At 28.1% G+C, this 24033-nt stretch carries 18 protein-coding genes, 1 pseudogene and 1 riboswitch; of the genes and pseudogenes, 17 read left to right on the top strand and 2 right to left on the bottom strand.

Annotation, left to right across the window (positions count from 1 at the left end; genetic code table 11):
* Nucleotides 1-2: 2 nt before the first annotated feature.
* Nucleotides 3-1358 carry an LCP family protein gene (locus BN6774_RS15935; protein ID WP_066895542.1) on the top strand — a complete coding sequence of 452 codons (1356 nt, stop codon included), beginning with the start codon at nucleotides 3-5 and terminating at the stop codon, nucleotides 1356-1358.
* Nucleotides 1359-1397: 39 nt separating this feature from the next.
* Nucleotides 1398-2294 carry an RluA family pseudouridine synthase gene (locus BN6774_RS15930; RefSeq protein ID WP_066895540.1) on the top strand — a complete coding sequence of 299 codons (897 nt, stop codon included), beginning with the start codon at nucleotides 1398-1400 and terminating at the stop codon, nucleotides 2292-2294.
* Between the two features lie 65 nt (nucleotides 2295-2359).
* Here the strand turns inward: BN6774_RS15930 and BN6774_RS15925 are convergent, their stop codons facing one another.
* Nucleotides 2360-3643 (bottom strand): D-alanyl-D-alanine carboxypeptidase family protein, encoded by a 1284-nt coding sequence (locus tag BN6774_RS15925; protein WP_066895538.1) that lies wholly within the window; start codon nucleotides 3641-3643, stop codon nucleotides 2360-2362.
* A gap of 157 nt (nucleotides 3644-3800) precedes the next feature.
* On the opposite strand from BN6774_RS15925, the gene BN6774_RS15920 reads away from it, so the two are divergent.
* The 14 genes and pseudogenes from BN6774_RS15920 (at nucleotide 3801) to BN6774_RS15855 (ending at nucleotide 21916) form a co-directional block, all read left to right on the top strand.
* Nucleotides 3801-4439 carry a ComEA family DNA-binding protein gene (locus BN6774_RS15920; protein WP_207644581.1) on the top strand — a complete coding sequence of 213 codons (639 nt, stop codon included), beginning with the start codon at nucleotides 3801-3803 and terminating at the stop codon, nucleotides 4437-4439.
* 79 nt (nucleotides 4440-4518) lie between these two features.
* Nucleotides 4519-4734 carry a DUF350 domain-containing protein gene (locus tag BN6774_RS15915; protein WP_066895535.1) on the top strand — a complete coding sequence of 72 codons (216 nt, stop codon included), beginning with the start codon at nucleotides 4519-4521 and terminating at the stop codon, nucleotides 4732-4734.
* A gap of 289 nt (nucleotides 4735-5023) precedes the next feature.
* Nucleotides 5024-5704, top strand: a complete 681-nt coding sequence (locus BN6774_RS15910; protein WP_066895533.1) for a hypothetical protein — start codon at nucleotides 5024-5026, stop codon at nucleotides 5702-5704.
* Between the two features lie 22 nt (nucleotides 5705-5726).
* The gene (locus tag BN6774_RS15905) at nucleotides 5727-6107 is read left to right on the top strand and encodes a hypothetical protein (protein ID WP_066895531.1); all 381 of its coding nucleotides are present in this window, start codon (nucleotides 5727-5729) and stop codon (nucleotides 6105-6107) included.
* A gap of 18 nt (nucleotides 6108-6125) precedes the next feature.
* Nucleotides 6126-7478 carry a 23S rRNA (uracil(1939)-C(5))-methyltransferase RlmD gene (gene rlmD / locus BN6774_RS15900; protein WP_066895529.1) on the top strand — a complete coding sequence of 451 codons (1353 nt, stop codon included), beginning with the start codon at nucleotides 6126-6128 and terminating at the stop codon, nucleotides 7476-7478.
* A 206-nt stretch (nucleotides 7479-7684) separates the two neighbouring features.
* Nucleotides 7685-9370: a GH3 auxin-responsive promoter family protein gene (locus BN6774_RS15895; protein ID WP_328586449.1), complete on the top strand. Its 1686-nt coding sequence runs from the start codon at nucleotides 7685-7687 to the stop codon at nucleotides 9368-9370.
* A 308-nt stretch (nucleotides 9371-9678) separates the two neighbouring features.
* The gene (locus BN6774_RS15890) at nucleotides 9679-9831 is read left to right on the top strand and encodes a zinc-ribbon domain-containing protein (RefSeq protein WP_066895525.1); all 153 of its coding nucleotides are present in this window, start codon (nucleotides 9679-9681) and stop codon (nucleotides 9829-9831) included.
* Nucleotides 9832-10291: 460 nt separating this feature from the next.
* Nucleotides 10292-10633, top strand: a pseudogene (locus BN6774_RS15885) (MerR family transcriptional regulator); the annotation flags it as partial.
* Between the two features lie 17 nt (nucleotides 10634-10650).
* Nucleotides 10651-12411, top strand: a complete 1761-nt coding sequence (locus BN6774_RS15880) for a 1-deoxy-D-xylulose-5-phosphate synthase (RefSeq protein WP_066895523.1) — start codon at nucleotides 10651-10653, stop codon at nucleotides 12409-12411.
* An 11-nt stretch (nucleotides 12412-12422) separates the two neighbouring features.
* Nucleotides 12423-13001 carry a sugar O-acetyltransferase gene (locus tag BN6774_RS15875; protein WP_066895521.1) on the top strand — a complete coding sequence of 193 codons (579 nt, stop codon included), beginning with the start codon at nucleotides 12423-12425 and terminating at the stop codon, nucleotides 12999-13001.
* A gap of 200 nt (nucleotides 13002-13201) precedes the next feature.
* Entirely contained in the window at nucleotides 13202-13978 is a 777-nt protein-coding gene (locus BN6774_RS15870; protein WP_066895519.1) for a class I SAM-dependent methyltransferase, read from the top strand.
* A 36-nt stretch (nucleotides 13979-14014) separates the two neighbouring features.
* Nucleotides 14015-14344: a hypothetical protein gene (locus BN6774_RS15865; protein ID WP_066895517.1), complete on the top strand. Its 330-nt coding sequence runs from the start codon at nucleotides 14015-14017 to the stop codon at nucleotides 14342-14344.
* A 272-nt stretch (nucleotides 14345-14616) separates the two neighbouring features.
* On the top strand, nucleotides 14617-15291 hold the full coding sequence (locus tag BN6774_RS15860; RefSeq protein ID WP_066895515.1) for a CPBP family intramembrane glutamic endopeptidase: 675 nt from the start codon (nucleotides 14617-14619) through the stop codon (nucleotides 15289-15291).
* A 93-nt stretch (nucleotides 15292-15384) separates the two neighbouring features.
* Nucleotides 15385-15468: riboswitch (cyclic di-GMP riboswitch) on the top strand.
* Nucleotides 15469-15634: 166 nt separating this feature from the next.
* Nucleotides 15635-21916: an NPCBM/NEW2 domain-containing protein gene (locus BN6774_RS15855; protein ID WP_066895513.1), complete on the top strand. Its 6282-nt coding sequence runs from the start codon at nucleotides 15635-15637 to the stop codon at nucleotides 21914-21916.
* 70 nt (nucleotides 21917-21986) lie between these two features.
* Here BN6774_RS15855 and BN6774_RS15850 read toward each other — a convergent pair whose 3' ends face one another.
* Nucleotides 21987-22667: a cyclic nucleotide-binding domain-containing protein gene (locus tag BN6774_RS15850; RefSeq protein WP_066895511.1), complete on the bottom strand. Its 681-nt coding sequence runs from the start codon at nucleotides 22665-22667 to the stop codon at nucleotides 21987-21989.
* Nucleotides 22668-22917: 250 nt separating this feature from the next.
* On the opposite strand from BN6774_RS15850, the gene BN6774_RS15845 reads away from it, so the two are divergent.
* Nucleotides 22918-23988: a BMP family lipoprotein gene (locus tag BN6774_RS15845; RefSeq protein ID WP_066895509.1), complete on the top strand. Its 1071-nt coding sequence runs from the start codon at nucleotides 22918-22920 to the stop codon at nucleotides 23986-23988.
* Nucleotides 23989-24033 lie beyond the last annotated feature (45 nt).

The raw sequence follows: 24033 nt of genomic DNA, 5'->3' as shown, positions 1-24033 counted from the left end.
GGATGGGGAATAGTAAAGAAGATCTTCAAAATAGAGGGAGAAGAAGACTTTCAAGAGAGGAACAGATAAAAAGAAGAAAAGTAATAGAAGCTAAAAAACGAAAAAGAAGAAGAAAAAGAATAATAGCTTCAATTATTATAGTTACTGTAGTTTTAATTGTAGGTGGATTATTTTATGGATATAACTTTATATCTGGTCTTAAAACTAATAATTTAGGTACTGGAACTCCACCAGCATCATCAAGTGATCCGATTAATATATTGGTTTTAGGAATGGATATAGGAGATGCAGAAAATCAAGGTAATAAGGCTGGTAGAAGAAGCGACACCATAATGGTTTTAAATTATAACCCTAATACAAAAAAAGTACATTTAGTATCTATACCTAGAGATACTTTAATTGAAGTAGATGCTTATTTAGATACGGGTGAATATAGAAGGTATTGGAAGATTAATGTTGCCTATGTTCTAGGTGGAGAAGATGAAGTTATAACTCATGTTGAATCATTATTAAATATTGATATAAATTATTTAGTTGAAGTTGATTATAATGCCTTTAGAAGTATTATAGATGCTATTGGTGGAGTAGAAATGACAATAGAAAAAGATATGTATTATGATGATGATGAACAAAATCTTCACATTAATTTTAAGGCAGGAGAAACAGTACTTCTAGATGGTAAAAAAGCTGAGGAATTCTTTAGATGGAGAAAAAATAATGATGGAACTGGGCTTGAAAATGCTGACTTAGATAGAATTAAAAATCAACAATTATTTATGAGTAAGTTACTAGATAAGGTAATGACTCCTTCTATAGTATTTAAAGCTCCTAAAATATTAAACGCTATTAGTGAAAATGTTGAAACTAATATCCCGGCTAAAGATTTAATTTCTCTTGGAATGAAAATATTAAGGTTAAAACCTAGTGACATAATCATGGCTACTATTCAAGGGGAGTCTCAATATTTTTATGGAGAATCATTTTTAGTAGCTGATAAAGATTATAATAGGGATTTAATAAATGCACTAAATACAGTTAATCCTTCAGCATCCAATGCTATAACAGCTATAAATAGAGGCGATCTTAAGGTTTTAGTCTTAAATGGAACTAAGATAGATGGATTAGCATCTAGTGCTAGAGATACTCTTTTTTCATTAGGGTATACTAATATAGAAGTAGGAAATAGTGATATAGCAACTTCTAAAAGTATAATACAAACTAATAATAAAGATTTAAAAGAGTTATTGAAAAGTGATATAGATATAGAAAAATTTGAAAAAATAAGTAAATCTGAATATAAGGATTATGATGCAGTAATAATATTAGGTGAAGATTATAACTTATTCAACAATAGGTAGGAAGTCTATAGATTTTCTACCTTTTTTCTAGGAGGAAAAATGAGTACTATAAAAAAAGTAGTTAGTAAAGCTTATGATGGAAGAAAAATAAGAGAATATCTTAAAGAGGAACTTGGACTTTCATCTAGATTAATTAGAAGTGCTTCTGTTGACAAAAGAATATTTGTCAATAATAAGGCTGTTAAGATGAACTATATATTAAAAGGCAATGATAACATTTTAATTAATTTAATGAAGGATGAAACTCAAAATATAGATCCAGAGGATATACCAATAGACATAGTATATGAGGATGAAGATATTATAGTTGTAAATAAGGGACCTAATATGGTTGTACATCCTACAAAAAGACACCAAAGTGGTACCTTAGCCAATGCTTTAATGTATTATTTTAAAGAAAGTAATCAAAAGTGTATAGTTAGACTTGTTAGTAGATTAGATATGGATACATCAGGATTAATTATTATAGCTAAAAATCAATATGCTCATATGGAATTATCAAAGGAAATGACTTTAAATAATGTAGAAAAAAGATATTTAGCAGTAGTACATGGGCATATGGAAAGTATTGAAGGTACTATAGATTTACCAATATATAGACCAGAAGAAGAGGGAACTATTAGAAGAGTTATTGATGACAGAGGTCAAAGAAGCATAACTCATTATAAAGTTATAGAAAGATATAAGGATTCAGATTTAATAGAATGTCTATTAGAAACAGGACGAACACATCAAATAAGAGTGCACTTAAGTCATTTAGGACATCCTATATGGGGAGATACATTATACGGTAATGAAGAAGATAATACTATTATAAAAAGGCAAGCACTTCATGCCTACGGATTAGATTTTAAATCACCGAGAACTAAAAAGTCATTAAGTCTTAGGGCAAATTTACCAGATGATATTGATAATTTAATTAATGAAATTAAATAATAAAATAGGAAATTATAAAAAGCTTTCAATATGAATAACTTTTTATAATTTCCTTATTTTATATTTTATCTATTAAACTTTGGGCGTTTATTTTTTAGGTTACGTCTTCTTTTAAAGAGAACAATATAGTTCCTAATTATAAATAAAGCAAATACTACAAGGATCACATAAAGTATATTCAAAGGCTTTTTAAAAAATTCGGATATACCTTCCTTAGTTTTAACTTGAATAGTATAGTCTCTATCAGTTCCACTTATTAAGTCCATAGTAGAAATAGTTTTTCCATCAACTTTAAGTTTTGCTTTATATAATATATCTCCAGTTTTAATAGCTTGTTTACTAATATCAATCTTATCATATTCTAAAGAATATAAAGGCTTATCTTCGGATTTAGCTTTAGTGTAATAAAAATCAGTTTTAGCCAATAATGGAATAGTAATTTCATCATTAATTTTATATGTATCTAATTCATCATTTGCGCTTATTAATTTTATAGTTTCAAAGTTATCAAAACCATAGTCGAATAATTTACCAATATTGGAGTAAAAATTATCCTTATCAGTTGCATTTATAAAAGCTCCAACTAATACTTCCTCATCTCTTACAGCAGCTGCTGTGTAAGAATGGTTAGCTTCTGGTGTATAACCATTTTTTCCACACAAAGTACTTCCGTAAAAATAAGGGCTATATTCATTAAGAAGTTGATTTCTATTAGTTGCCCACTTTTCACTTCCATCAGAAAATGGTTGATTTACATACTTATAAGATTCTGTCTGTGAAATTCTTACATAGTCCTTATTATGTAGAGCGGCCTTCATCATAAGAGCTAAATCATAGGCTGTAGTTAAATGTCCATCTTCATGCAAACCACTAGGATTTTTGAAATTTGTATTTAGGGCTCCAAGCTCCTTTGCTTTGGCATTCATAAGCTTGGCAAATTCCTCGTTAGAGCCAGCAACATATTCAGCTAATGCTTCTGCACAATCATTGCCTGATTCAAGTAAAAGACCTAACATAAGCTCTTCTACCGTATAAACTTCTCCCTCTCTAATACCAATGGCAGATCCATCTACCAAAGGAGGTTTTTCCCCTATTGTTACTTTATCTGTTAGTTTTACATTTTCAAGAACAACTAATGCTGTCATAACCTTGGTTGTAGATGCAGGCTCAAATTGAGTATGCTCATTTTTTGAATATAATACTGTCCCAGTTCTTCCATCCATTAAAACTGCACCTTCTGAATATACAGGTGGTAATTCAGTCGCTTTTACATCAATTGAATTTATTGAAGTAAAAATACTAGTTACAAATAAAGAAGATAGAAGAAATTTCTTAATAAATTTTTTCATTTTGAATCTCCCACATAAACTTTTTCATATAGACAAAACTATTTTATCAAAAATAAATGAATCATTCTATATTTTATGAATATTTAAATAGAAAATAGTTTAAATTTTAAGAATAAGTTAATACTTAAGATGAATATTTACGAAATAGGAGATAATGATGGATAAAAAGATAAAAACCATATTAAACTTAAAGAATATAATTTTATTTACTTTAGGGCTTTTTTGTATTTTAACTTCATTTTATTTATATGGTAGAAATAAATCTAAGGTATTTAAAGATGAATATATGGAAAATATATTTGTTGAAGAAGCTGATAGCAAAGAAAGCGTTACAACTATGGGAGAAAATATAGTCAACAATAAATCTAACAAAATATTGGTAGAAATAAAGGGAGAAGTAAATAAGCCAGAGGTTTATGAAATAGATGAAGGCAGTATAATAAGAGATTTAATTGATAGAGCAGGAGGATTAACTTCTGATGCAAATATTAATAATATTAATAGGGCTGAAAAATTAAAGGACAATCAACTTATAATAATTCCTAATAAAAATGATGTAGTAAATAATGAAAATAATAACATAAGTCAAGGAGATTCAAATAGTGGACTTATAAATATTAATAATGCAGATTTATCAGAATTACAAAAAATTAATGGAATAGGTGAGGTTAAAGCACAGAGTATAATAAATTATAGAGAAAAAAGTGGAGGATTTAAATCAATAGAAGATATTAAAAATGTTGATGGTATAGGAAGCAAAACCTTTGAAAAGATAAAGGATAAAATATGCATTTGAAGAAATTTACAAATCTTTAATACACCAGTATAACTTTTATGATAAAATTAATGTATGTAATCCAAAAGGGGGATGAGTTATGGAAGTAGTTTTAAATGCTATTATGAATTTAGTACTTAGCTTAATATTTGGAGCAGCAGGAATTTTAATTTTAGTTGCTGGATATAAAATTTTTGATGCAATAGTACCAGCAGATTTTAACAAAGAATTAGAAAAAGGTAATATTGCAGTTGCAATTTTCCTGGCAGGAGCTTTAATTGGAATAGCTATTATAGTTTCACAAGTAATTAAATAATTAAAAGCTAATAGTAAAGCATAAAGTTACTACTATATAAAAGTGTGAGATAAGATATTAAACTTAAGAGATAAGTCTTTAAAATTAATATTTTCTTTCACACTTTTTTATTCTTTTAAAATTAGTTGTAAGATGCTTTTCTAATAAAAGACATAATAATACTAAATCGAAGCTTATGTGACAGTTAAGTGACAAAGACTTTTAAAATAGAATGGTTAGTGTTATAATAAGATGAATTTAGGGAAAAATAATAAATATTGTATAGGTTGAAAATCCTAAGGAGGATGTTATGATAAGAAAAATTTTAGCAGCAATTTTAAGTGGAGTTATGGTTGTATCTTTAGTTGCATGTAGTCCTTCCAATAATAAAAAAGTAGAACAAAGAAAAGTGGAAGAACCTGCAAAAGCATCAATAGAAGAAAAGCCTTTTATAGGAGAAGGTGAATGGGCACAAGACTATACTAGAGAAGAAGTTACAACACTAAATGAAGAAATAACAGCAAGAGTGGAAGAAGCAGCTAACTTTTTAGGCTTAGAATATATAAAAGAAGAAAAAATTAAAGATGAGAATTCAGAAAGTGTTAATGATAAATATATATATTTTGATAATTTAAATCCAGAACCTAACAAAATAGAAAGTATGTATTATGGTTTTAAGACTTATGGTTCAGATATGGCAAAAGGTAGTTTAAATTTAAAAATAGGATTAAAACTAGATTTAGAGCAAATAAAAAATGAAGATAAGTTTGATTTAAAGGAAACTTCGATATCAAATTTTTCAGAAGCTATGACTAATGATTCAGAAAGAGATTATTCAGAAGTAAATGAAAAAATAATTGATATAGTGAAGAATCAAAATGCAAATGGAACTATAGAGACTAATTTAAATGGACTAGTTGAAACTATAACAATTAAGGATGAATTTTTATTATATAAAATAGATTCAAAAATGTACGATTTTAAGAAATAGTATAAATTAGGAGGATGAGGGTTTGGATAATAAAGAATTAAATAATGAGGAAGTATCAAATGAAGTTATAGAAGAAGTCGTTGAAGTGACTAATGAAGTAGAAACAGAGGTTTCTTTAGAAGAAGTAGCAGGTGAAATGCTTACAGAAACTAAAGAAGATAGTAAAGCTATGAAGTTTTTAAAGAAGGTTTTAGCTGGAGTAATAGATCAAATAATAAGTATTGCTGTAGCATTAGTATTATTAATAGTTTTGGATTTTATATTAAAGCTAATTGGCTTCTATATAGCAGAAAGAGAGCCAATGTTCTTAATAATGTATGTTATAGTTAATATTTTTTATAGACCTATTTGTTCATTAACAAAATTAAAAGATACTATAGGAACAAAAACAATGTCAAAATAATTTCAATTAGGAGTTAAGATGAGAAAAGGGAGTACTGTACAAGTTAAAATAGATAAAACTGAATTTCCATCAATGGGTGTTGGAACTTTAGAAGGTAAAAAAATATATGTAAAAGGTACTTTTCCAGGGCAATTAGTAACTGGTAGAGTAAAGAAAAAAAGAGAATCCTTTGCAGAATTAAAACTTATTTCTGTAGATGAAAGAGCAGATTATGAAATAGACCCACCATGTGAACATTTTGGAATTTGTGGAGGATGTACTTCACAAAATCTAACTTATGAAAAGCAATTAGAGCTTTTAAGTGAAGAATTTAAAGAATTACTAGAAGATGCTGGGTTACCAACTAATAATTATAAAGGTATAGTTGCTAGTAAAGAGCAATGGGAATATAGAAATAAGATGGAGTTTACCTTTGGTGACTTTGAAAAAGGTGGAGAATTAACCTTAGGAATGCACATGAAGGGTAAATCCTTTGGAATTATAACTGTAGATAAGTGTTTAATAGTAGATGAAGATTTTAGAACTGTAATTAAAGCTACAGTAGATTACTTCAGAACTCAAAACTTACCTTATTATAGAGTAATGAAAAGAGAAGGTTATTTAAGACACTTAGTTATAAGAAAAGCTATTAATACTGGCGAATTAATGGTTAACATAGTTACAACAACTCAAATTGATTTTGATTTATCGGAGTATGTAGAAATATTAAAAAATCAAAACTACAAAGGTGAATTAGTATCTATACTGCATACTGAAAATAATTCTTTTTCAGATGCTGTAGTACCAGAGAAAGTAAAGTTATTATATGGTAAAGACTATATAATTGAAGAACTTTTAGGACTTAGATTTAAAATATCTCCTTTTTCATTTTTCCAAACTAATACTAAGGGAGCAGAAAGTCTTTATAGCATAGTTAGGGATTATATAGGTGAATCAAATAACAAGATAGTATTTGATTTATACTGTGGAACAGGGACTATAGGTCAAATAGCAGCTGCAAATGCTAAAAAAGTAGTTGGAATCGAACTTATAGAAGAAGCGGTTGAAGCAGCAAAGGAAAATGCTAAGTTTAATAATTTAGATAACTGTGAGTTCTTAGCAGGAGATGTAGCAGAAATAATAAAAAATGTTAAGGATAAACCAGATACAATAATTTTAGATCCACCAAGAAGTGGAGTACATCCAAAAGCTCTAGAATATGTAATTAAATTCAATGCTAAAGAAATAATTTACGTATCATGTAATCCAAAAACTTTAGTGGAAAACTTAAATACATTAATAGGAGCAGGCTACAAAATAGTAGAAAGCTGTGTTAAAGATATGTTCCCAAACACACCGCACGCTGAGGCAGTTGTTAAACTTACGAAGTAAGTTGTTACAACTACCCATGTAAAGATTGACGAAGAAAACGAGCGAAGCGAAGTTTGATTGGAATCAATCTACTGCAAGACCATTTTTACACTAAAGAAAATAAATAGACTTATTTTTCTCTCTCAGAGTACAGTTCTGAGGGAGATTTTTTATAACTTTTTTGAGTATTTTTCATAGAATAATTATAGAAATTACTAGGGAAGTGTATTATCACGAGTATTATAAGCAAATCATTATATAAGATACTAAGAGGAGCAGGAGCTTTTGTAGAAAAAAAGTTTGAAAGTGATACTAAAAATCCGCAAGAAGTTAATGAACGGATATTATTAAAAATTTTAAGAAGAAATTCCAGAACAGTAATTGGGAATATTTATAATTTTAAGAATATAAAATCTTCTGAAGAATTCAAGAGAATATTTCCTATAACTGATTATGAATACTATGAAAAGTATATAGTAAGGATGGCTGAAGGAGAGAGTAATGTACTAACTTCAGATAAGGTGGAGTATTTCTGCCATACTTCAGGAACTACAGGGAAACAGAAGTTAATTCCAACTACTAAGAGAGGTAGGAGAGTACCTACTAAATACATGGTATTTCTCATTAATCGCTTTGCATATAAGGAATTTAAAGAGAAGCGGAACTATGGAAGAGGGCTCATGATAGCAGATATTACAATGACTAACTATACAAAGGGCGGATATCCTGTGTGCTCTGCAACTTCAGGAGGAATTAAAGCTATGAAAACAATGCTACCCTATATGTATACTTCACCAATTGATGTAATGGAAATTAAGGACAAGGAGACATCTTCCTATCTTCATCTCCTCTTTGCCCTTAAGGAGGTAAATCTACTTTTTATAAATGGAGTATTTATTTCTAATGTGGTGGATTTATTTAGAATACTTCAGGAAAACTCAAGTAAATTAGTGGAGGATATTAGAAGGGGGAAGGTTAGCAGGACAATTAATCTTGAGGAAGACGTAAGACAGAAACTGAATAGCTATTTAACACCGGATGCTGGAAGAGCAGATGAGCTACAGAGGATATTTAAACATGGATTTGCAGGAGTTGCCAGAAGGGTTTGGCCGAAACTGCTTTACATTGGTTCTGTTACGGGAGCAAACTTTGCTATCTATGATGATATGCTTAACTACTATACAGATTACCTGCCTGTCTATTCTCCAGTTTATGCTGCCACTGAGGGGACAATTGGGATGAATCCATTTGTTAAAAAAATAGAGTATGTAATCATACCTGATACTGTTTATTATGAATTTATTCCAGAGAAAGAAATGAATATTAAAAATCCTAAAACACTTTGTCTTGGAGAGCTTAAGGAGGGAGAAAAATATGAAATACTTATGACTAACTGCATGGGACTATATAGATACAGGCTGGGAGATGTAGTGAAAGTTGTTGGAAAATATAATAACACTCCAACCATTGAATTTTTATATAGAAGGAATCAAGTACTTAACATGGTTTCAGAAAAAACTAATGAAGAACATTTAACAAGTACTATAAAAGATGCCATAAAGACCCTTAATATTGATATTGTGGATTATACAACATTACCTGACAATACTATTACTCCAGGCCGATATGTGTTTTATATGGAGCTGAAGAATTGCCTTATGCACGAGGAAAAGTGTAAATTGGAGGAGTTTTTGGATAAGGAACTTAGAGGGGCTAACTTGGCATATGATAGAGCTAGAGCTAGTAAAAAATTAGGTAGACTAAAGGTTATAGCTTTAAGACCTAATACCTTTAAGAAGGTTAAAGAGGCTTTAATAAAGAATGAAGTATCCAAAAATCAAATTAAGATTCCAAGGGTTGTTACAGAAAAATATGAAGTTATAAGAATATTAGAAGAAAATAGTATAAAATAACATTAGGTTTAATACTATTGTTGATTTTATAATACATTAATTATATGAAAAATTTCATAGATACTTACAGATTATGAATATTAATTACTAGAATTTGTCGATTAGTATTTATAAGAAGAAATATTTTTAAATAAATTTTGAATAAATTTAAAAAATATTTACAAATTACTTGCAATAAAGTTTATATTGTGGTATTATAAATAAGTAGCAATTTTGCTAACAAAAAAAGTTTCATTTAGGTAAATAGTTTCTCAAAAGTTAGAGATTATTATATCAATTTAGAATCTTTAATTTTAGGAGGAATATTTATGACAGATAAGACAATAACATGTAGAGATTGCGGAAGCGAATTCATATTTTCAGTAGGAGAGCAAGAGTTCTATAAAGAAAAAGGATTCGATAATGAACCTACAAGATGTATAGCTTGTAGAAGAGCTAAAAAAGAACAAAATAGAAGATAATTTAGATTATTATAGGTTGTAGTTTAAACTACAACCTTTTTTGTTAATTGCAATGAATAGATATTTCAATTATAAGAACCTAATCTAAATACTATAAAAAATAGTGTTTAGACTAATTAAGATAAAAGAGAGAAGGATAATTAATGGATTTAACATTTTATAAACCAAACTATAAAGTCTTTGAAGATCTAAGTTTACTAGATTTCCAAAGACTTTTTCATTAGTTAAGGATATATTAAGAGCCAGAGTATCCATATGTAAGATAATAATAAAAAATTATAATTATTTATATAGAAAAGATATTGACATAAAGTTAACTTTACCCCTTATCATATGGGTATAGATAAAAATATGTTTATTAATTATTTAGTCAAGAAAGGAGTTCTATATGAGTTATACCATAAAAGAGTTTTCTGAAAAAATTGGAGTTTCTATTTCTACATTGTGATATTATGATAAAGAGGGATTATTGCCATTTATTGATAAAAAAGAAAATGGTACTAGAATTTCTAAAGATGAAGATTTTGAAGGGTTATCTATAATAGCATGTATGAAAAAATCTGGAGTTCCAATAAAAGACATAAAGAAGTATATGGATTTATGTATAGAGGGAGATAATACTCTTAAGGAGCGTATGGAAATTTTCCTTGAAAGAAAGAAAACTGTTCAAAAGCAAATTGAAGAATTAAATAATATAATGGAAACTATTGATCATAAAATATGGTATTACGAGGAAGCAATTAAAGCTGGAACAGAAGATATACATAGAAAATGTAATGATAATAATAAACAAATCATATAAAAAGGGAGAGAACTTAAATGTATTTAGAAAAAATAAATTCACCAGAGGATGTAAAGAAATTATCAATAGATGAAATGAAGGAGTTAAGCTTTGAAATTCGTAAGGCTTTACTTAATAGATTAAGTGAGAAGGGAGGTCATGTAGGACCTAACCTTGGAGTTGTAGAACTTACAATTGCATTACATTATGTATTTAATTCTCCAAAGGATAAAATAGTTTATGATATTTCTCATCAAAGCTATGTTCATAAAATTCTTACAGGAAGAAAAGAAGGATTTACTAATTTAGAAAAATATAAGACGATTTCTGGTTATTCTAATCCAGATGAAAGTGAACATGATTTCTTTAAATTAGGTCATACATCTACTTCTATAAGTCTTGCTTGTGGCCTTGCTAAGGCTAGAGATTTAAAGGGAGATAAGGATAATATTATTGCTATTATTGGAGATGGTTCATTAAGTGGTGGAGAAGCATATGAAGGTTTAAATAATGCTGCAGAAGCTGGTACAAATATGATTATAATTGTAAATGATAATGAAATGTCTATTGCAGAAAATTATGGTGGTTTATATAAAAATCTTAGAGAACTTAGAGAATCAGAAGGAAAGTGTGAATGTAATTTCTTTAAAGCAATGGGATTAGATTATTACTATATAAAAGATGGCCATAACCTTGATGAATTAATAAGTACATTAAGGAAAGTTAAAGATATAGATAATCCAGTAGTTGTTCATGTTCACACTATTAAAGGAAAAGGCTTTGAAGTTGCAGAGAAAAATAAAGAACAATGGCACTGGGGTATGCCTTTTGAAATAGAAACAGGAAAATTAAAGGTAGATAATAAAAATACAAATACTTATGCTAATTTAACAGGAGAATATCTTTTAAATGCTATGAAAAAAGATAAAAATGTAGTTGCTATTACATCAGGAACACCAACAGTATTTGGATTCTATAAAGATAGAAGAGAAAAAGCAGGAAAACAATTTGTTGATGTTGGAATTGCAGAAGAACATGCAGTAGCTTTAGCTTCAGGAATTGCAGCTAATGGAGGAACCCCTGTTTATGGAGTAAATAGTACTTTTCTTCAAAGAACCTATGACCAGCTTTCACAGGATTTATGTATAAATAATAATCCAGCTACAATATTAGTTTATTCAGCATCTGTTTATGGAATGAATGATGTAACACATATTGGATTATTTGATATAGGATTTATGAGTAATATTCCTAATATGGTATATTTAGCTCCAGCCTTTAAGGAAGAATATTTTAAAATGCTTAATTGGGCTATGACCCAAAAAGAACATCCAGTAGCTATTCGTGTTCCGGCTATGGGAGTAATTGAAAGTGGAGTAGAAGATACTACAGATTATTCAATATTAAATAAATATCAAGTAACTAAAGAAGGAAATGAAGTTGCAATAATTGCACTTGGGGATTTCTATCAACTTGGTGAAAAAGTAGTTAAAAAGCTTTCAAAGGAAAATGATATTGAAGCTACTTTAATTAATCCAAAGTTTATTACAGGTATTGATGAAGAATTATTAGAAAGTTTAAAGAAAGAACATAAAATTATAATTACTATTGAAGATGGTATTTTAGAGGGGGGATTTGGTGAAAAAATTTCAAGATTCTATGGTCCATCTAATATGAAAGTTTTAAATTATGGTATTAAAAAGGAAATATTAGACCGTTATATTCCAGATGAACTTATGAAAAAGAATAGACTTACAGATATTCAAATAGTAGAAGATATTATAAAAATTATAAGATAGAGGTTATATAGATGGATACAAATGATTTATTAGAATGTGCTAATAAGGGAGAAGTAATTGTAGGAAATTCTAAATTACATGAAGTAATGCATGAAGCAGCACAAGAAGCATTAAGATTAACTTTTGAACTTAATGGAAAGTATCATACTCCAGAAGAAATTAGAAAAATATTTTCAATGATAATTGGTAAAGATGTGGATAATACATTTAATATGTTTCCACCATTCTATACAGATTGTGGGAAAAATATATTTATAGGAAAAAATGTTTTTATTAATTCGGGATGCCGTTTTCAAGATCAAGGTGGAATTAAAATTGGAGACGGAGTTTTAATTGGGCATAATGTAGTTTTAGCCACTGTTAATCATGATACTGATCCAAGTAAAAGAAGTGATATGAAGCTTTCACCAATAGTTATAGGGAATAATGTTTGGATTGGTGCAAATGTTACTGTAGTTCCTGGTGTAACAATTGGTGATGGTGCAATTATAGCAGCAGGTGCAGTTGTAACAAAAGATGTTCCAGACAATGTTATTGTTGGAGGTATACCTGCTAAAATCATTAAAAAAATTGAAGCCAGCCAGGAGTAATACTAATATTCTTAAGTGTACCTAGACAAAAATTATAGTTAAGTATATAATAATTTCAACAAGAATCTTGATAAAAAAAGCTTAAATATTTTTAAAATAATAAAAATTTAGATTTAAAACCTTGAGAAATCAAGGTTTTTTCTAACAAAAAATCATCCACTTTATAAATTAAAGAATTATATAAAAAGGGGAGAAAAGAAATGACAGCGGAATTAGAAAAACATTATAACAAGTTTTGTGAAGATAAAAGATTAACAAGAAGACATGGGCAAGTAGAATACATAACTTCTATGAAGTATATACATGAATATTTAAATGATAATAAGAGCTTAAAAATACTGGATGTTGGTGCGGGAACTGGAAGATATTCAGTAGCATTAGCTAATGAAGGATATGATGTTACAGCTGTTGAACTTGTAAAGCATAATTTAGGAGTTTTAAAGTCTAAAGGAAGTACAGTAAAAGCCTTTCAAGGAACTGCACTAAACTTGGCTAGATTTGAAGACAATACTTTTGATATGACATTGGTTTTTGGGCCAATGTACCATTTATATACACTTGAAGATAAAATAAGGGCTTTAGAAGAAGCAAAGAGAGTAACTAAAATTGGAGGAAAGATATTAGTTGCTTATCTTATGAATGAATATAGTGTAATAACATATGGCTTTAAGGAAAATAATATTAAAAAGTGCATTGAAGATGGTAAGATTGATGAAAACTTTCATGTTATATCAAATCCAGAAGACTTATATGATTATGTAAGACTTGAAGATATAAATAAAATAAATGAAGTTGCAGGAGTAAAAAGAATAAAAATAATTTCAGCAGATGGTCCAGCTAATTATATGAGACCAACATTAAATGCAATGGATGAAGAAACTTTTAAAACTTTTGTTCAGTATCATTTATCTATATGTGAAAGACCAGAATTAATAGGGGCAGGAGCTCATACATTGGATATTTTAACAAAAGAATAGTAAGCATATTGAAATTTTATTAAAGGAGTGATAGTTTTGGCACTAGGTATATTATTTATACTAACGATTGTAATTGGAATACTTATATTATCAACAGTAGGAATAGGATTTTTTAGTAAAGATAATATCTTAAATAAAAAATGGTATGCATATTATGCATTAATAGCTATATTAGTTCTTACCATAATTACATTTACAGCTCTACCAAGTAACTATATTATTTATAAATCTTTAACAGTTTTATTAGGTTTACTAGGTATCTTAGGAATTTATTTAGGTAAGACAAAAAAAGTGCATTATAAAATTGGTATATTCTTAATTTCTATATCCTTATTAGGCAATTTTTATATAGGATTTTTAATGTAATGATACATGCTTTATGATAATTTCTATCCATAAATGAAGGGAATAAAAGAAAAATTAATTAAATTAGAATATATAGATAAGGTGGCATTAAGTATTAAAATCATTTAATGTTGCCTATTTTATTAATAATAAATAGAATAAAATTTTACTAAAAGTAGCTACTGTAAGGTTTTCGTTAGAATTATAAGATAAATTTAATAAATGGGATTAACATAAGCTTTTAATAAAAATGGTATAATTAATATGACTTTAATTAAATTAATGGAGGGGTAATGTTAAATAAAAAGAAAACTATTATTTTAATTGTATTATTAGCTTGTTTAGTAATGGGATTTATAGATGTAGTTATAAGACCGCAATATCTTATAAAATCCTTTGTAAAGATTATACTTTTTTCTATGATGCCAATTCTTTATTCGAAATACAATAAAGAATTAAACGTAGCTTCCTTATTTAAAATAAAAAGTAAGAATGAAATTCTTACGGCTATTTTATCTGGAATTGGAGTATTTATAATTATTTTTGGAGCTTATTTAGTAATAGGGAAGTTCTTTGATTTTTCAAATGTTGTATCTTCGTTATCAGAAAATACAGGTGTTACTATTAGTAATTTTATATTTGTTGCAATATATATTTCTTTTATTAATTCATTGCTTGAGGAGTTCTTTTTTAGAGGGTTTGCATTTTTAAAATTGAAGGAAGTATCAAGTAGAAAATTTGCTTATATTTTTAGTTCTTTAGCCTTTGCATTTTATCATGTTGCTATGATGATAGGGTGGTTTGATATAAATTTATTTCTTCTAACTATAGTAGGGTTATTTATTGGAGGAATAATTTTTAACTATTTTAATGAAAAATATAAAAATATATATGTTACTTGGTTAATTCATATGTTTGCAAATTTTGCTATTAATATAGTTGGATTTATTCTTTTTAATATCATATAAAATTTGTTTTTTTTAATACTTTAAAATAAATTAAAAAAATAATTAAAAGAGCTATTGTATAAAATGATGATAATATGATAAAATTTACCTATAAAATTTAATAGGCAAACTTAAAGAAATTTAAGGACGCAAAGCTACAGGGACTAAAGTGTTAATCAAAGTCAGCCAGTTGCCAAAAAGTATTATTGATGCTTTTTGTTTAAATAAAAATATTAAATCTCATTTAAATATCATTTTAAATGGATTTTATTTTTATGCAAATTTATATGACACTACCTTATTAGGTAGTTTTTTTATTGTTTCATAAAGGCTTTAAGGTTGCCGGAAGGTGGGGTAAATACATATGATAAGAAGAAAACTATCAGCAGTTATTATTGTTGCAGTAATGACAAATTTAGCAGCAACACCTATAAGTGTTTTTGCAGAGACTATGAGGAGTAACAGTGTTGTACTAGCTTCCAATGAACAAGAAGAAAAAATAGATACGGAAGCGAAAATATCAAAATTTAATCCATATTACTCACAATATAAAGAAGCCTATGATATAGCTTTTAAAATGGATAATTCTAATATTAAAAGTATCACTAGTACTGGTGGTAATAGGGCTTCAAGTGTTGGAACTGAAAATATAATAGATGGAAAGTTAGATAGCTATTGGGAAACTAGAAAGCATACATCAGATTCTTTTAAAAATGAGTTAATATTCACATTTGAAAAAGAAACAGTTTTGAATAGAATAGCATATAGATCTGCATGGAATACAGTAGGATTTGCAGAAAATTTTGAAGTTTGGGCATCTAATACAGAAGAGGGAGATGATTTTAAACTAGTTTCAAATGGTACAGCAAGTAAGACTGCAGACGTTATTGAAATTAAATTTAATCCAACTAATTTTAAAAGAGTTAAGTTTACTTTTAAGAATTTAGGAACAGCAACAGCATCTGAAATGATGTTTTATAAAGAAGATAAAGTTTTAGATAAAATGAATTCTTTATTTACAGACAATACATTAGCGGTAGTATCAGAGGATTTTAACACAATAGAAAAAATAACATCTTTAGAAGAAGAGGCGAAAACCCATCCATTATATGAAGATTATAAACAAACTATAAATAATGCAAAGGCTTTAATAAGAAGAGGAGAAGTTAAAGCTGTTGAAGCAAAAGTCATGAACTTTGGTGTAAGTGATGAAAAGCTACAGGCATACAATGAGAAGTTTAAAATATCAAGAGATGAGATAATAGCAGCTTCTAATACTGGTGGAACTTCTAATAAAACTAAAATAGAAAATGTATTAGATGGAGATTTAAATACATTTTGGGAATCAGGTAGGGTAAATACTTCCACATATAATAATGAGGTAAACTTTGAATTCAATGAATTAAAAACAATAAATAGAATAGTTTATTCTACTAAAAGAGGGACAAATAGAGGTTTTGCACAAGAATTTGAAATATATGCATCACCAACTAGTGTTGGAGATACTTTTAAATTAATTTCAACTGGAAGTGCAGATGCAACCCAGGAAACATTGGAGTTTAGATTTGAGCCAACAGAAATAAAAAGAATAAAATTTATATATAAAAAGAGCGTAGAGTCATGGGCAGCAGCAGCAGAGTTTGCATTTTATAAAGAGGATGCTTTAAGGGATAAGGTTACACAATTATTTACAGATAACACAATGTCTAAGGTTTCAGAGGAATTTAATACTTTAGATAAGATAAAGGAATTAGAAGAAGAATTTAAATCACATATATTATATGAAGATTACAAAGAAAATTTTAAAAATGCAAAAATTCTTGTAAGTGAAAATAAGATAGAGGCAACTGAAGCTAAGGTTTCTAAATTTGAAACTTATTACTCCGAATATAAAGAAGCTTATGATAAGGTCTTTAGAATGGATAATTCAAATGTAGAAAATATATATACTAATGGGGGAGATTTAAATTATTATTCAACATCAAGTAATATACTTGATAATAATTTAGATACTTATTGGGAAACGGCAAAACAAACAAAAGATGATTTTAAAAATGAAGTAGTATTTACATTAAAAGAAGATGTAGTTTTAAATAGAATATCATATAGATCAGCTTGGAATACAGTAGGATTTGCAGAAGATTTTGAAATATGGACATCAAATACAAGTAAGGGAGATACATTTCAATTAGTAAGCAGCGCTACAGCAACTAAAACATCAGATATGGTGGAGATAAAGTTTAATCCAACAAGCTTTAAGAGAATAAAATTTATATTTAAGAATAATGGAAAAGCTACTATATCTGAAATGATGTTTTATAAAGAAGACAAAACACAAGATGAAATAAATACAATATTTAATGATAATACTTTTTCATCTGTATCAGATGAGTTTAATTCACTAGATAAAATAAATGAATTAGAAGAAGAAATTGCTAATCATCCATTAAAAGTAGAATTACAAGAAAAGATAGATTTAGCTAAAAGTATAGTAAAAGGTGAAGTAGATTTTAGTGAAAATACATTCACACTTAAGCAAGATGGAGATATTGTAAGACATATAAGAAATGATTTAAAAATGAGTTCTCTTGGAACTAATCTTCAATCAACTGGAATAGTTGCGTTACCTGGTGAAGTTTTTAAAATATACGTTGAAGCAGATGGTCAAAAGTATTTACCTCAAATAGCATTTACTCAACAAGAAGGACACTATGGAAACTGGATTAGAACATATAATCTAAAAGAGGGTATGAATACGATAGTAGTACCTGAAATTTATAGTGAAAACTGGGCTAAAAAGAGTAATAAGGGTGGAGCAGTTTATTTAATAAATCCATATACTCCTGAACAACAAGGAAAAGCACCTGTAGTTAGAATTGAAGGAGGCGGACATTTCCCACTATTTAATGAAGGTGATAATGTAGCAGAATTTTTAGAAGAGCTAAAAGCATACAAAGAAAAATTAGATGAAAATCCAGATACAATGATTGATATATTTGAGTTTAATGGATATAGATTAATGTTCACAGGAAAAGCTACATCAGCATATCAAGTTTATATAAATGAGGGTGTAGATGTAAATGAATCTATTAATATTTGGGATGATAAGTTTGAAGATGCAATTAAGTTTGCAGGATTAAGCGACAATGTAGAAGATATTAAAAATGATTCAACTAATATAAGAACAGCTGTAAGATTAATGCAACCATTTGGATCAGCATATGCAGCGTCTGATCATATAGGATTACAAAGAGGTGTAATGGAATACTTCCTAAGAACAGACAAGTACTATGTAAATGACATAATTTGGGGAACTTTACATGAACTTGGACATCAAATGGATATACCAGCTAGAACGTGGGGAGAAGTAACTAATAACATGTGGGCAAATCAAGCGGCTATATTAAATGGTAAAGGTGATAGAATTAACTATGAAGATTTATATAAAGAAATAGCTGCAGAAGATAGCAAGAAAGAGAGTGAAAGCGTTGGATTAGATATGTTCTGGCAATTACAATTAGCCAATGAAAATTATTGGCCAAGCTTAGAAAGAATGTATAGAGAAAATAATCCAAACGTACCTGATTATAAAGCTAAAAAAGATACTTTAGCTAAATATTCTTCTCAAATATTTGGGATGAATTTGACTCCGTATTTTGAAAAGTATAACTTTACACTTTCAGATGAATGTAAAGAAGAATTAGCTAAACTTCCAGATATGGATAAAAAAATATGGTATGCAAATACTAGCGCTATGAATTATGAGGGAACTGGATTTAATAATAATGTAAAAGTAGAAATAACATCAATAGTTAATAATTTGGAAAATGGTGTTACATTAACATTTGATATTGATAAAGAAAATAAAGATGACTTATTAGGATATGAAATAGTTAGAGATGGAAAGGTAATAGGATTTACATCAACAAATACTTTCACAGATTCTACTGTAGATATTAATAAAAATTACAAATATGAAGTAGTTCCATATGCTAGAGATTTATCAAAAGCTAATGGATTAGAAATTAACTCTAAAACGCCTAGCTTATTAGTAAATGATAAGATAACTATTAAATTAAATAGTGAATTTAATCCATTAGATTATGTAAATGCATTTGATTATTTAGGGGAAAAAATAACTGATATAAATGTAATTCAAAATGTAGATACATCAAAGAAAGGTAGTTACAATGTAAGTTATGAAGTAACATCAAATGATATAAAAGTTACTAAAAATGTTACAGTAGAAGTTGTTAGTGATTATGACTATTTATCAGATATAGAATGGACTTCGTCATTAACAGGATATGGTTCTATAAGAAAAAATACTGATTTAAAATTATTTGTAAATGGAGAAGTTAAGAGTTTCGATAAAGGAATAGGACTTCATGCAAATGGTGAATTAGTTTATGATTTATCAGGAAAAGATTATGATAAGTTTGAAGCTTTTATAGGAGTAAGCAGGTCAATAGCTGAGCAAAACAATTCAAGTATAAAATTTAGTATATTAGCAGATGGAAATGAAATTTACAATAGTGGTTTAATGAAATATTCTACTCCTGCTAAATATGTAAGTTTAGACATTAAAGGGATAAATGAATTAAAAATAGTTATAAATGATGCAGGGAATGGAATATCTTCAGACCATGCTGTAATAGGAAATCCAATAGTTACAACTAATAATGTAAAACCTATATTAGAAGTTGGATCAGATGATTATATTGAATTAAGAAGTGAATTTAATCTAATGAATTCAGTTAATGCAAGTGATGTTGAAGATGGAAATTTAACTGATTCAATAGTAGTAAATAAAAATGGATTTACTACAGATAAAGCAGGAGAATACACTGTTGAGTATTTAGTAACAGATAGCGATGGAAATACAACTACTAAAGAAAGAAAAATATTAGTATATAGCAAGTCAGAATATATATCTAATATGGAATGGGAATCAGCAGTATCAGGATGGAAGACAGTTAAAAAAGATGCTGCAGTAAATACTAATAATAAGATTAAATTAAATGTAGATGGAGTTATTAAAGAGTTTAATAAAGGTATAGGTGCTGCCACAAATGCAGAAATAGTTTATAACTTAAATGGAGATTATAATGTATTTACAACTTACTTAGGAACCGATAAAAACTATAATGTAAATGCTACAACTATAATATTTAAAATATTTGCAGATGGAGAAGAAGTTTATACTTCTGATGTGGTAAGAGTAAATAGTGAAGCTGAGTTTGTAAGATTGGATGTAACTGGAGTAAAAGAACTTAAATTAGTAGCAAATGATGCAGGAGATAGTGGATATGGGGATTTTGCATCTTGGGCAGATACTAAGATTTATACTACAAATTCTAAACCAGAATTAGTTATACCAGAATCAATTTCAACAACTTTAGGACATCCTATTGATATTAATCAAGAATATAGTGCTACTGATATAGAAGATGGGAATTTAACAGAAAGAGTTAAAGTTGAAGGTGAAGTTAACTTTGATAAGACTGGAGAATATCCAATAACTTATACAGTAGTAGACAATGATGGAAATGAAGTATCTAAAACTAGAACAATAGCAGTTGTTGATATGAATGATTTTACTTATTTAACAGAATATGATTGGAAGTCAGAATCTCATAGCTATGCAGCTCCAAAGAAAGATTTAGGTAATAGTTCAAGAGCTATTAGATTAACTGATGAAAATGGAAATGAAGTAGTTTATGAAAGAGGATTAGGAGCTCACTCAAATTCTACAGTTATTTATGATTTAAGTGATAAGAATTATGATTATTTCACATCATATGTTGGAGTAGATAGAAGTGCATATAATACTATAGGATCTGTAACATTTGAAGTATATGTTGATGGAGTTAAGAAATTTGATAGTGGTTTAATGAATTCAAGAGATGTTAAGAAATATATACAAGTAGATATTAATGGAGCAAAAGAATTAAAGTTAGTTGTAACTGATGGTGGTAATGGAAATGGTTATGACCATGCATCATGGGGAGATACTAAATTACACTATGCAAAGGAAAATGGAGCATCAATAAATAGAAGAGAATTAAGTGAATTGATTAAGACTGTAAGTGAATTAGATTCAAAAATATATACTGAAGATAGCTTTAATAATTTAGCTTTAGTTTTAAAAGATGTTAATACTAATCTAGCAGATGGATATAATCAAGAAGAAGTTGATAAGTTATATAATAACTTAAAACAAGCTTATGATGCTTTAGTTAAAGCAACAGATTATTCAAGTCTTAAGGAAGTAATAGCTAATAATAGTAATTTAAATGAATTGAATTATTATAAAGATGCAATTACTTCTCATAAAGCTCTAGTAGAAGAAGCTAAAAAAGTTTTAGCTAATGAAAAGGCTACTCAAGAAGAAATTGATAAAATGGTAGATAAAATAAATGAATCATCTAAAAAGTTAGTAGTTAGGGAAAATAAAATAGAGCTTGAAAAGAAAATAAAAGAAGCTAAAGAAATTAAAAATGATAATTATCAAAAGATAAGATGGGATAATTTCCTTTGGGGCATAGATTATGCAGAAGGAATATATAATAATATCGATGCAACTGATGCAAATATTAGTTCAGCGTTATTCACACTTGAATATATGAAGAGTGAATTAAAATAAAAATATATAAATTAAAGTATCAAAACGGTAGAGAAAACTCTACCGTTTTTTTAATAATATATAGTTTAAATTAAGAATTCATATTATAAGAATTTGATGCAATTTCTATAAAATAATCTTCATCTAATATTTGGTAATATTTTCCTGATTTATTTAACTTACCATTATTACAAAATGAATTAAGAACTCTTAACAAATGTCTATAACTAGTGCATAAAAGTTCAGCACATTCTGTTAAGTTATAATGAAAAATATTGTCCTTAGAATTTTTTAAAATAAAGGAAGCCAATCGACTTTCTAAGGAATCAAACATAGTTATACAAGTGTTACTGTTCATAAAGCTAAGTCTTTCACCTAGGTTCATACATGTATATCTTAAAAACTTTACATCATTTAAAAGAGTTTCTCTATATCGAACCAAGGATATTCCAAGACAATATCCATTTGTAGTTGCTTGAACAGTTGCTGTTGGTATTTTTCTCCACAGACTACAAGTCTCACCTAAAATTTGTAAAGATCTAAAATAAGAAACAAACATCACTTTACCTGAGCTAGAATGAGAAAATACCTTCATTTTCCCACTTACTAAAAAAAACAGGTAATCCGAACATTCTCCTTCGGTTATTAAAATATCACCTTTCTTAAAAGAAAAAAGGTCCATTTTATTACTCATATCATGTGAAAATATCTCTAAAATTTTTGTTTCACTGACATATTTATTAAAAAGAGAGTTATTTTCTACTTTTTTCATAAGGCCTCCAAGTATACAAATAAGAAGATATTCATTATTTTATATTTTATCATAAGGGTATTTATCATTCAATTAATAAAGATTTTAATATTATATCAAAAGAGAAAATTTATCCATTGAAAATCACGAACATTTTTGTTAAAAATAAGTTAAATATAAAGATTTATTTGAAAAAACATGACCTATGTCATATTTTTAATGGAAAATAGTCATTATAATAAAAATATAAGTTGAATACGGGGGATTAGTTATGAAAAAAATCATGAAGAAAGTTACTATTTGTTTATTATTTATTATGTCAACTCTTGTTTTTGCAGGATGTTCTTCATCAGGTAATGGTGCATCAGGTGACAAAAATTCTTCTAATGGAGATTACTCAAAATTAAGAGTAGCATTAATTTCAGACACAATTGGAACAGAACAATTTATTCTTCAAGCTTATAATGCAGTAAAAGATGCAGCAGATAAGTACGGATTTCAATGGACATCAATTGAATGTACAGATACAGCTGCTTGGGAAGAAAATACAAGAGCAGCATCTAATGAAGGTTATGATTTAATAATAGGTATTGGTTGGCAAGCAGCAGACCCATTTAGTGAAGCAGCAGATGAATTTGAAAATACAAAATATGCTGTAATTGATACAACAGCATCTAATGATAAAGTAACAAGTATAGGATTCAAAGAAGCAGAAGGAAGCTATGTACTTGGAGCAATGATAGCAAAAGCTTTCCCGAATGAAAGTTTATATGGGTATGTATCTTCATTCCAAACACAAGCTACATATAAGTACAGATATGGTTTTGAAGAAGGTGTTAAATCTTTAAATCCAAATGCTAAATTTATGTATAACTTTACAAACTCTTATAGTGATACAAGTTTAGCATATGAATATGCAGTTCAACAAAAGGCAGCAGGTGCTAACTTCATATTTGGTGGAGTATCAGCAAGTGGTAACTCAGGTATATATCAAGCTGCACTTGAATTAGAAAAGAAGGGTACACCAATATATACAACTGGTTTAAGTATTGACCAAACAACAAAAGATAACAAATATATAATAGGTGGATTAATAAAAGATACAGCAGTATGTGTGAATACAATTATAGATGAATTCTTAAATGGTGAATTACAAGGTGGAGCACAGCTTCTTGGAATTAAAGAAGGAGCTTTTGGAGTAGTTGGTGTTACGACAGAAACTATGAACTATAAAAACACTGAAATTTTAACAGATGAAGTTATAGAAGCTGGAAAGAGTGCAGCGGAAAATATTAAATCTGGAAAAGTTGTAATAGAAGTTCCAGAAGAATCTAAAAACTAATAATAAGAAAATAATATTTTTATAGGGCAGTGGGGCATAGTCCCT

Source organism: Clostridium nigeriense (assembly GCF_900086595.1).
Lineage (GTDB): Bacteria > Bacillota > Clostridia > Clostridiales > Clostridiaceae > Clostridium > Clostridium nigeriense.
The sequence above is the reverse complement of the archived record's forward strand: the minus strand, read 5'-3'. Positions and strand labels throughout refer to the sequence as shown.

Excerpts from the sequence above, each read along its gene's own strand:
- BN6774_RS15875 (WP_066895521.1), top strand. The coding sequence starts at position 12,423 with ATGGATACAAATGATTTATTAGAATGTGCTAATAAGGGAGAAGTAATT.
- BN6774_RS15880 (WP_066895523.1), top strand. The coding sequence starts at position 10,651 with ATGTATTTAGAAAAAATAAATTCACCAGAGGATGTAAAGAAATTATCA.
- BN6774_RS15915 (WP_066895535.1), top strand. The coding sequence starts at position 4,519 with ATGGAAGTAGTTTTAAATGCTATTATGAATTTAGTACTTAGCTTAATA.
- rlmD (WP_066895529.1), top strand. The coding sequence starts at position 6,126 with ATGAGAAAAGGGAGTACTGTACAAGTTAAAATAGATAAAACTGAATTT.
- BN6774_RS15860 (WP_066895515.1), top strand. The coding sequence starts at position 14,617 with ATGTTAAATAAAAAGAAAACTATTATTTTAATTGTATTATTAGCTTGT.
- BN6774_RS15850 (WP_066895511.1), bottom strand. The coding sequence starts at position 22,667 with ATGAAAAAAGTAGAAAATAACTCTCTTTTTAATAAATATGTCAGTGAA.
- BN6774_RS15925 (WP_066895538.1), bottom strand. The coding sequence starts at position 3,643 with ATGAAAAAATTTATTAAGAAATTTCTTCTATCTTCTTTATTTGTAACT.
- BN6774_RS15845 (WP_066895509.1), top strand. The coding sequence starts at position 22,918 with ATGAAAAAAATCATGAAGAAAGTTACTATTTGTTTATTATTTATTATG.
- BN6774_RS15890 (WP_066895525.1), top strand. The coding sequence starts at position 9,679 with ATGACAGATAAGACAATAACATGTAGAGATTGCGGAAGCGAATTCATA.
- BN6774_RS15910 (WP_066895533.1), top strand. The coding sequence starts at position 5,024 with ATGATAAGAAAAATTTTAGCAGCAATTTTAAGTGGAGTTATGGTTGTA.
- BN6774_RS15870 (WP_066895519.1), top strand. The coding sequence starts at position 13,202 with ATGACAGCGGAATTAGAAAAACATTATAACAAGTTTTGTGAAGATAAA.
- BN6774_RS15855 (WP_066895513.1), top strand. The coding sequence starts at position 15,635 with ATGATAAGAAGAAAACTATCAGCAGTTATTATTGTTGCAGTAATGACA.
- BN6774_RS15920 (WP_207644581.1), top strand. The coding sequence starts at position 3,801 with ATGGATAAAAAGATAAAAACCATATTAAACTTAAAGAATATAATTTTA.
- BN6774_RS15935 (WP_066895542.1), top strand. The coding sequence starts at position 3 with ATGGGGAATAGTAAAGAAGATCTTCAAAATAGAGGGAGAAGAAGACTT.
- BN6774_RS15930 (WP_066895540.1), top strand. The coding sequence starts at position 1,398 with ATGAGTACTATAAAAAAAGTAGTTAGTAAAGCTTATGATGGAAGAAAA.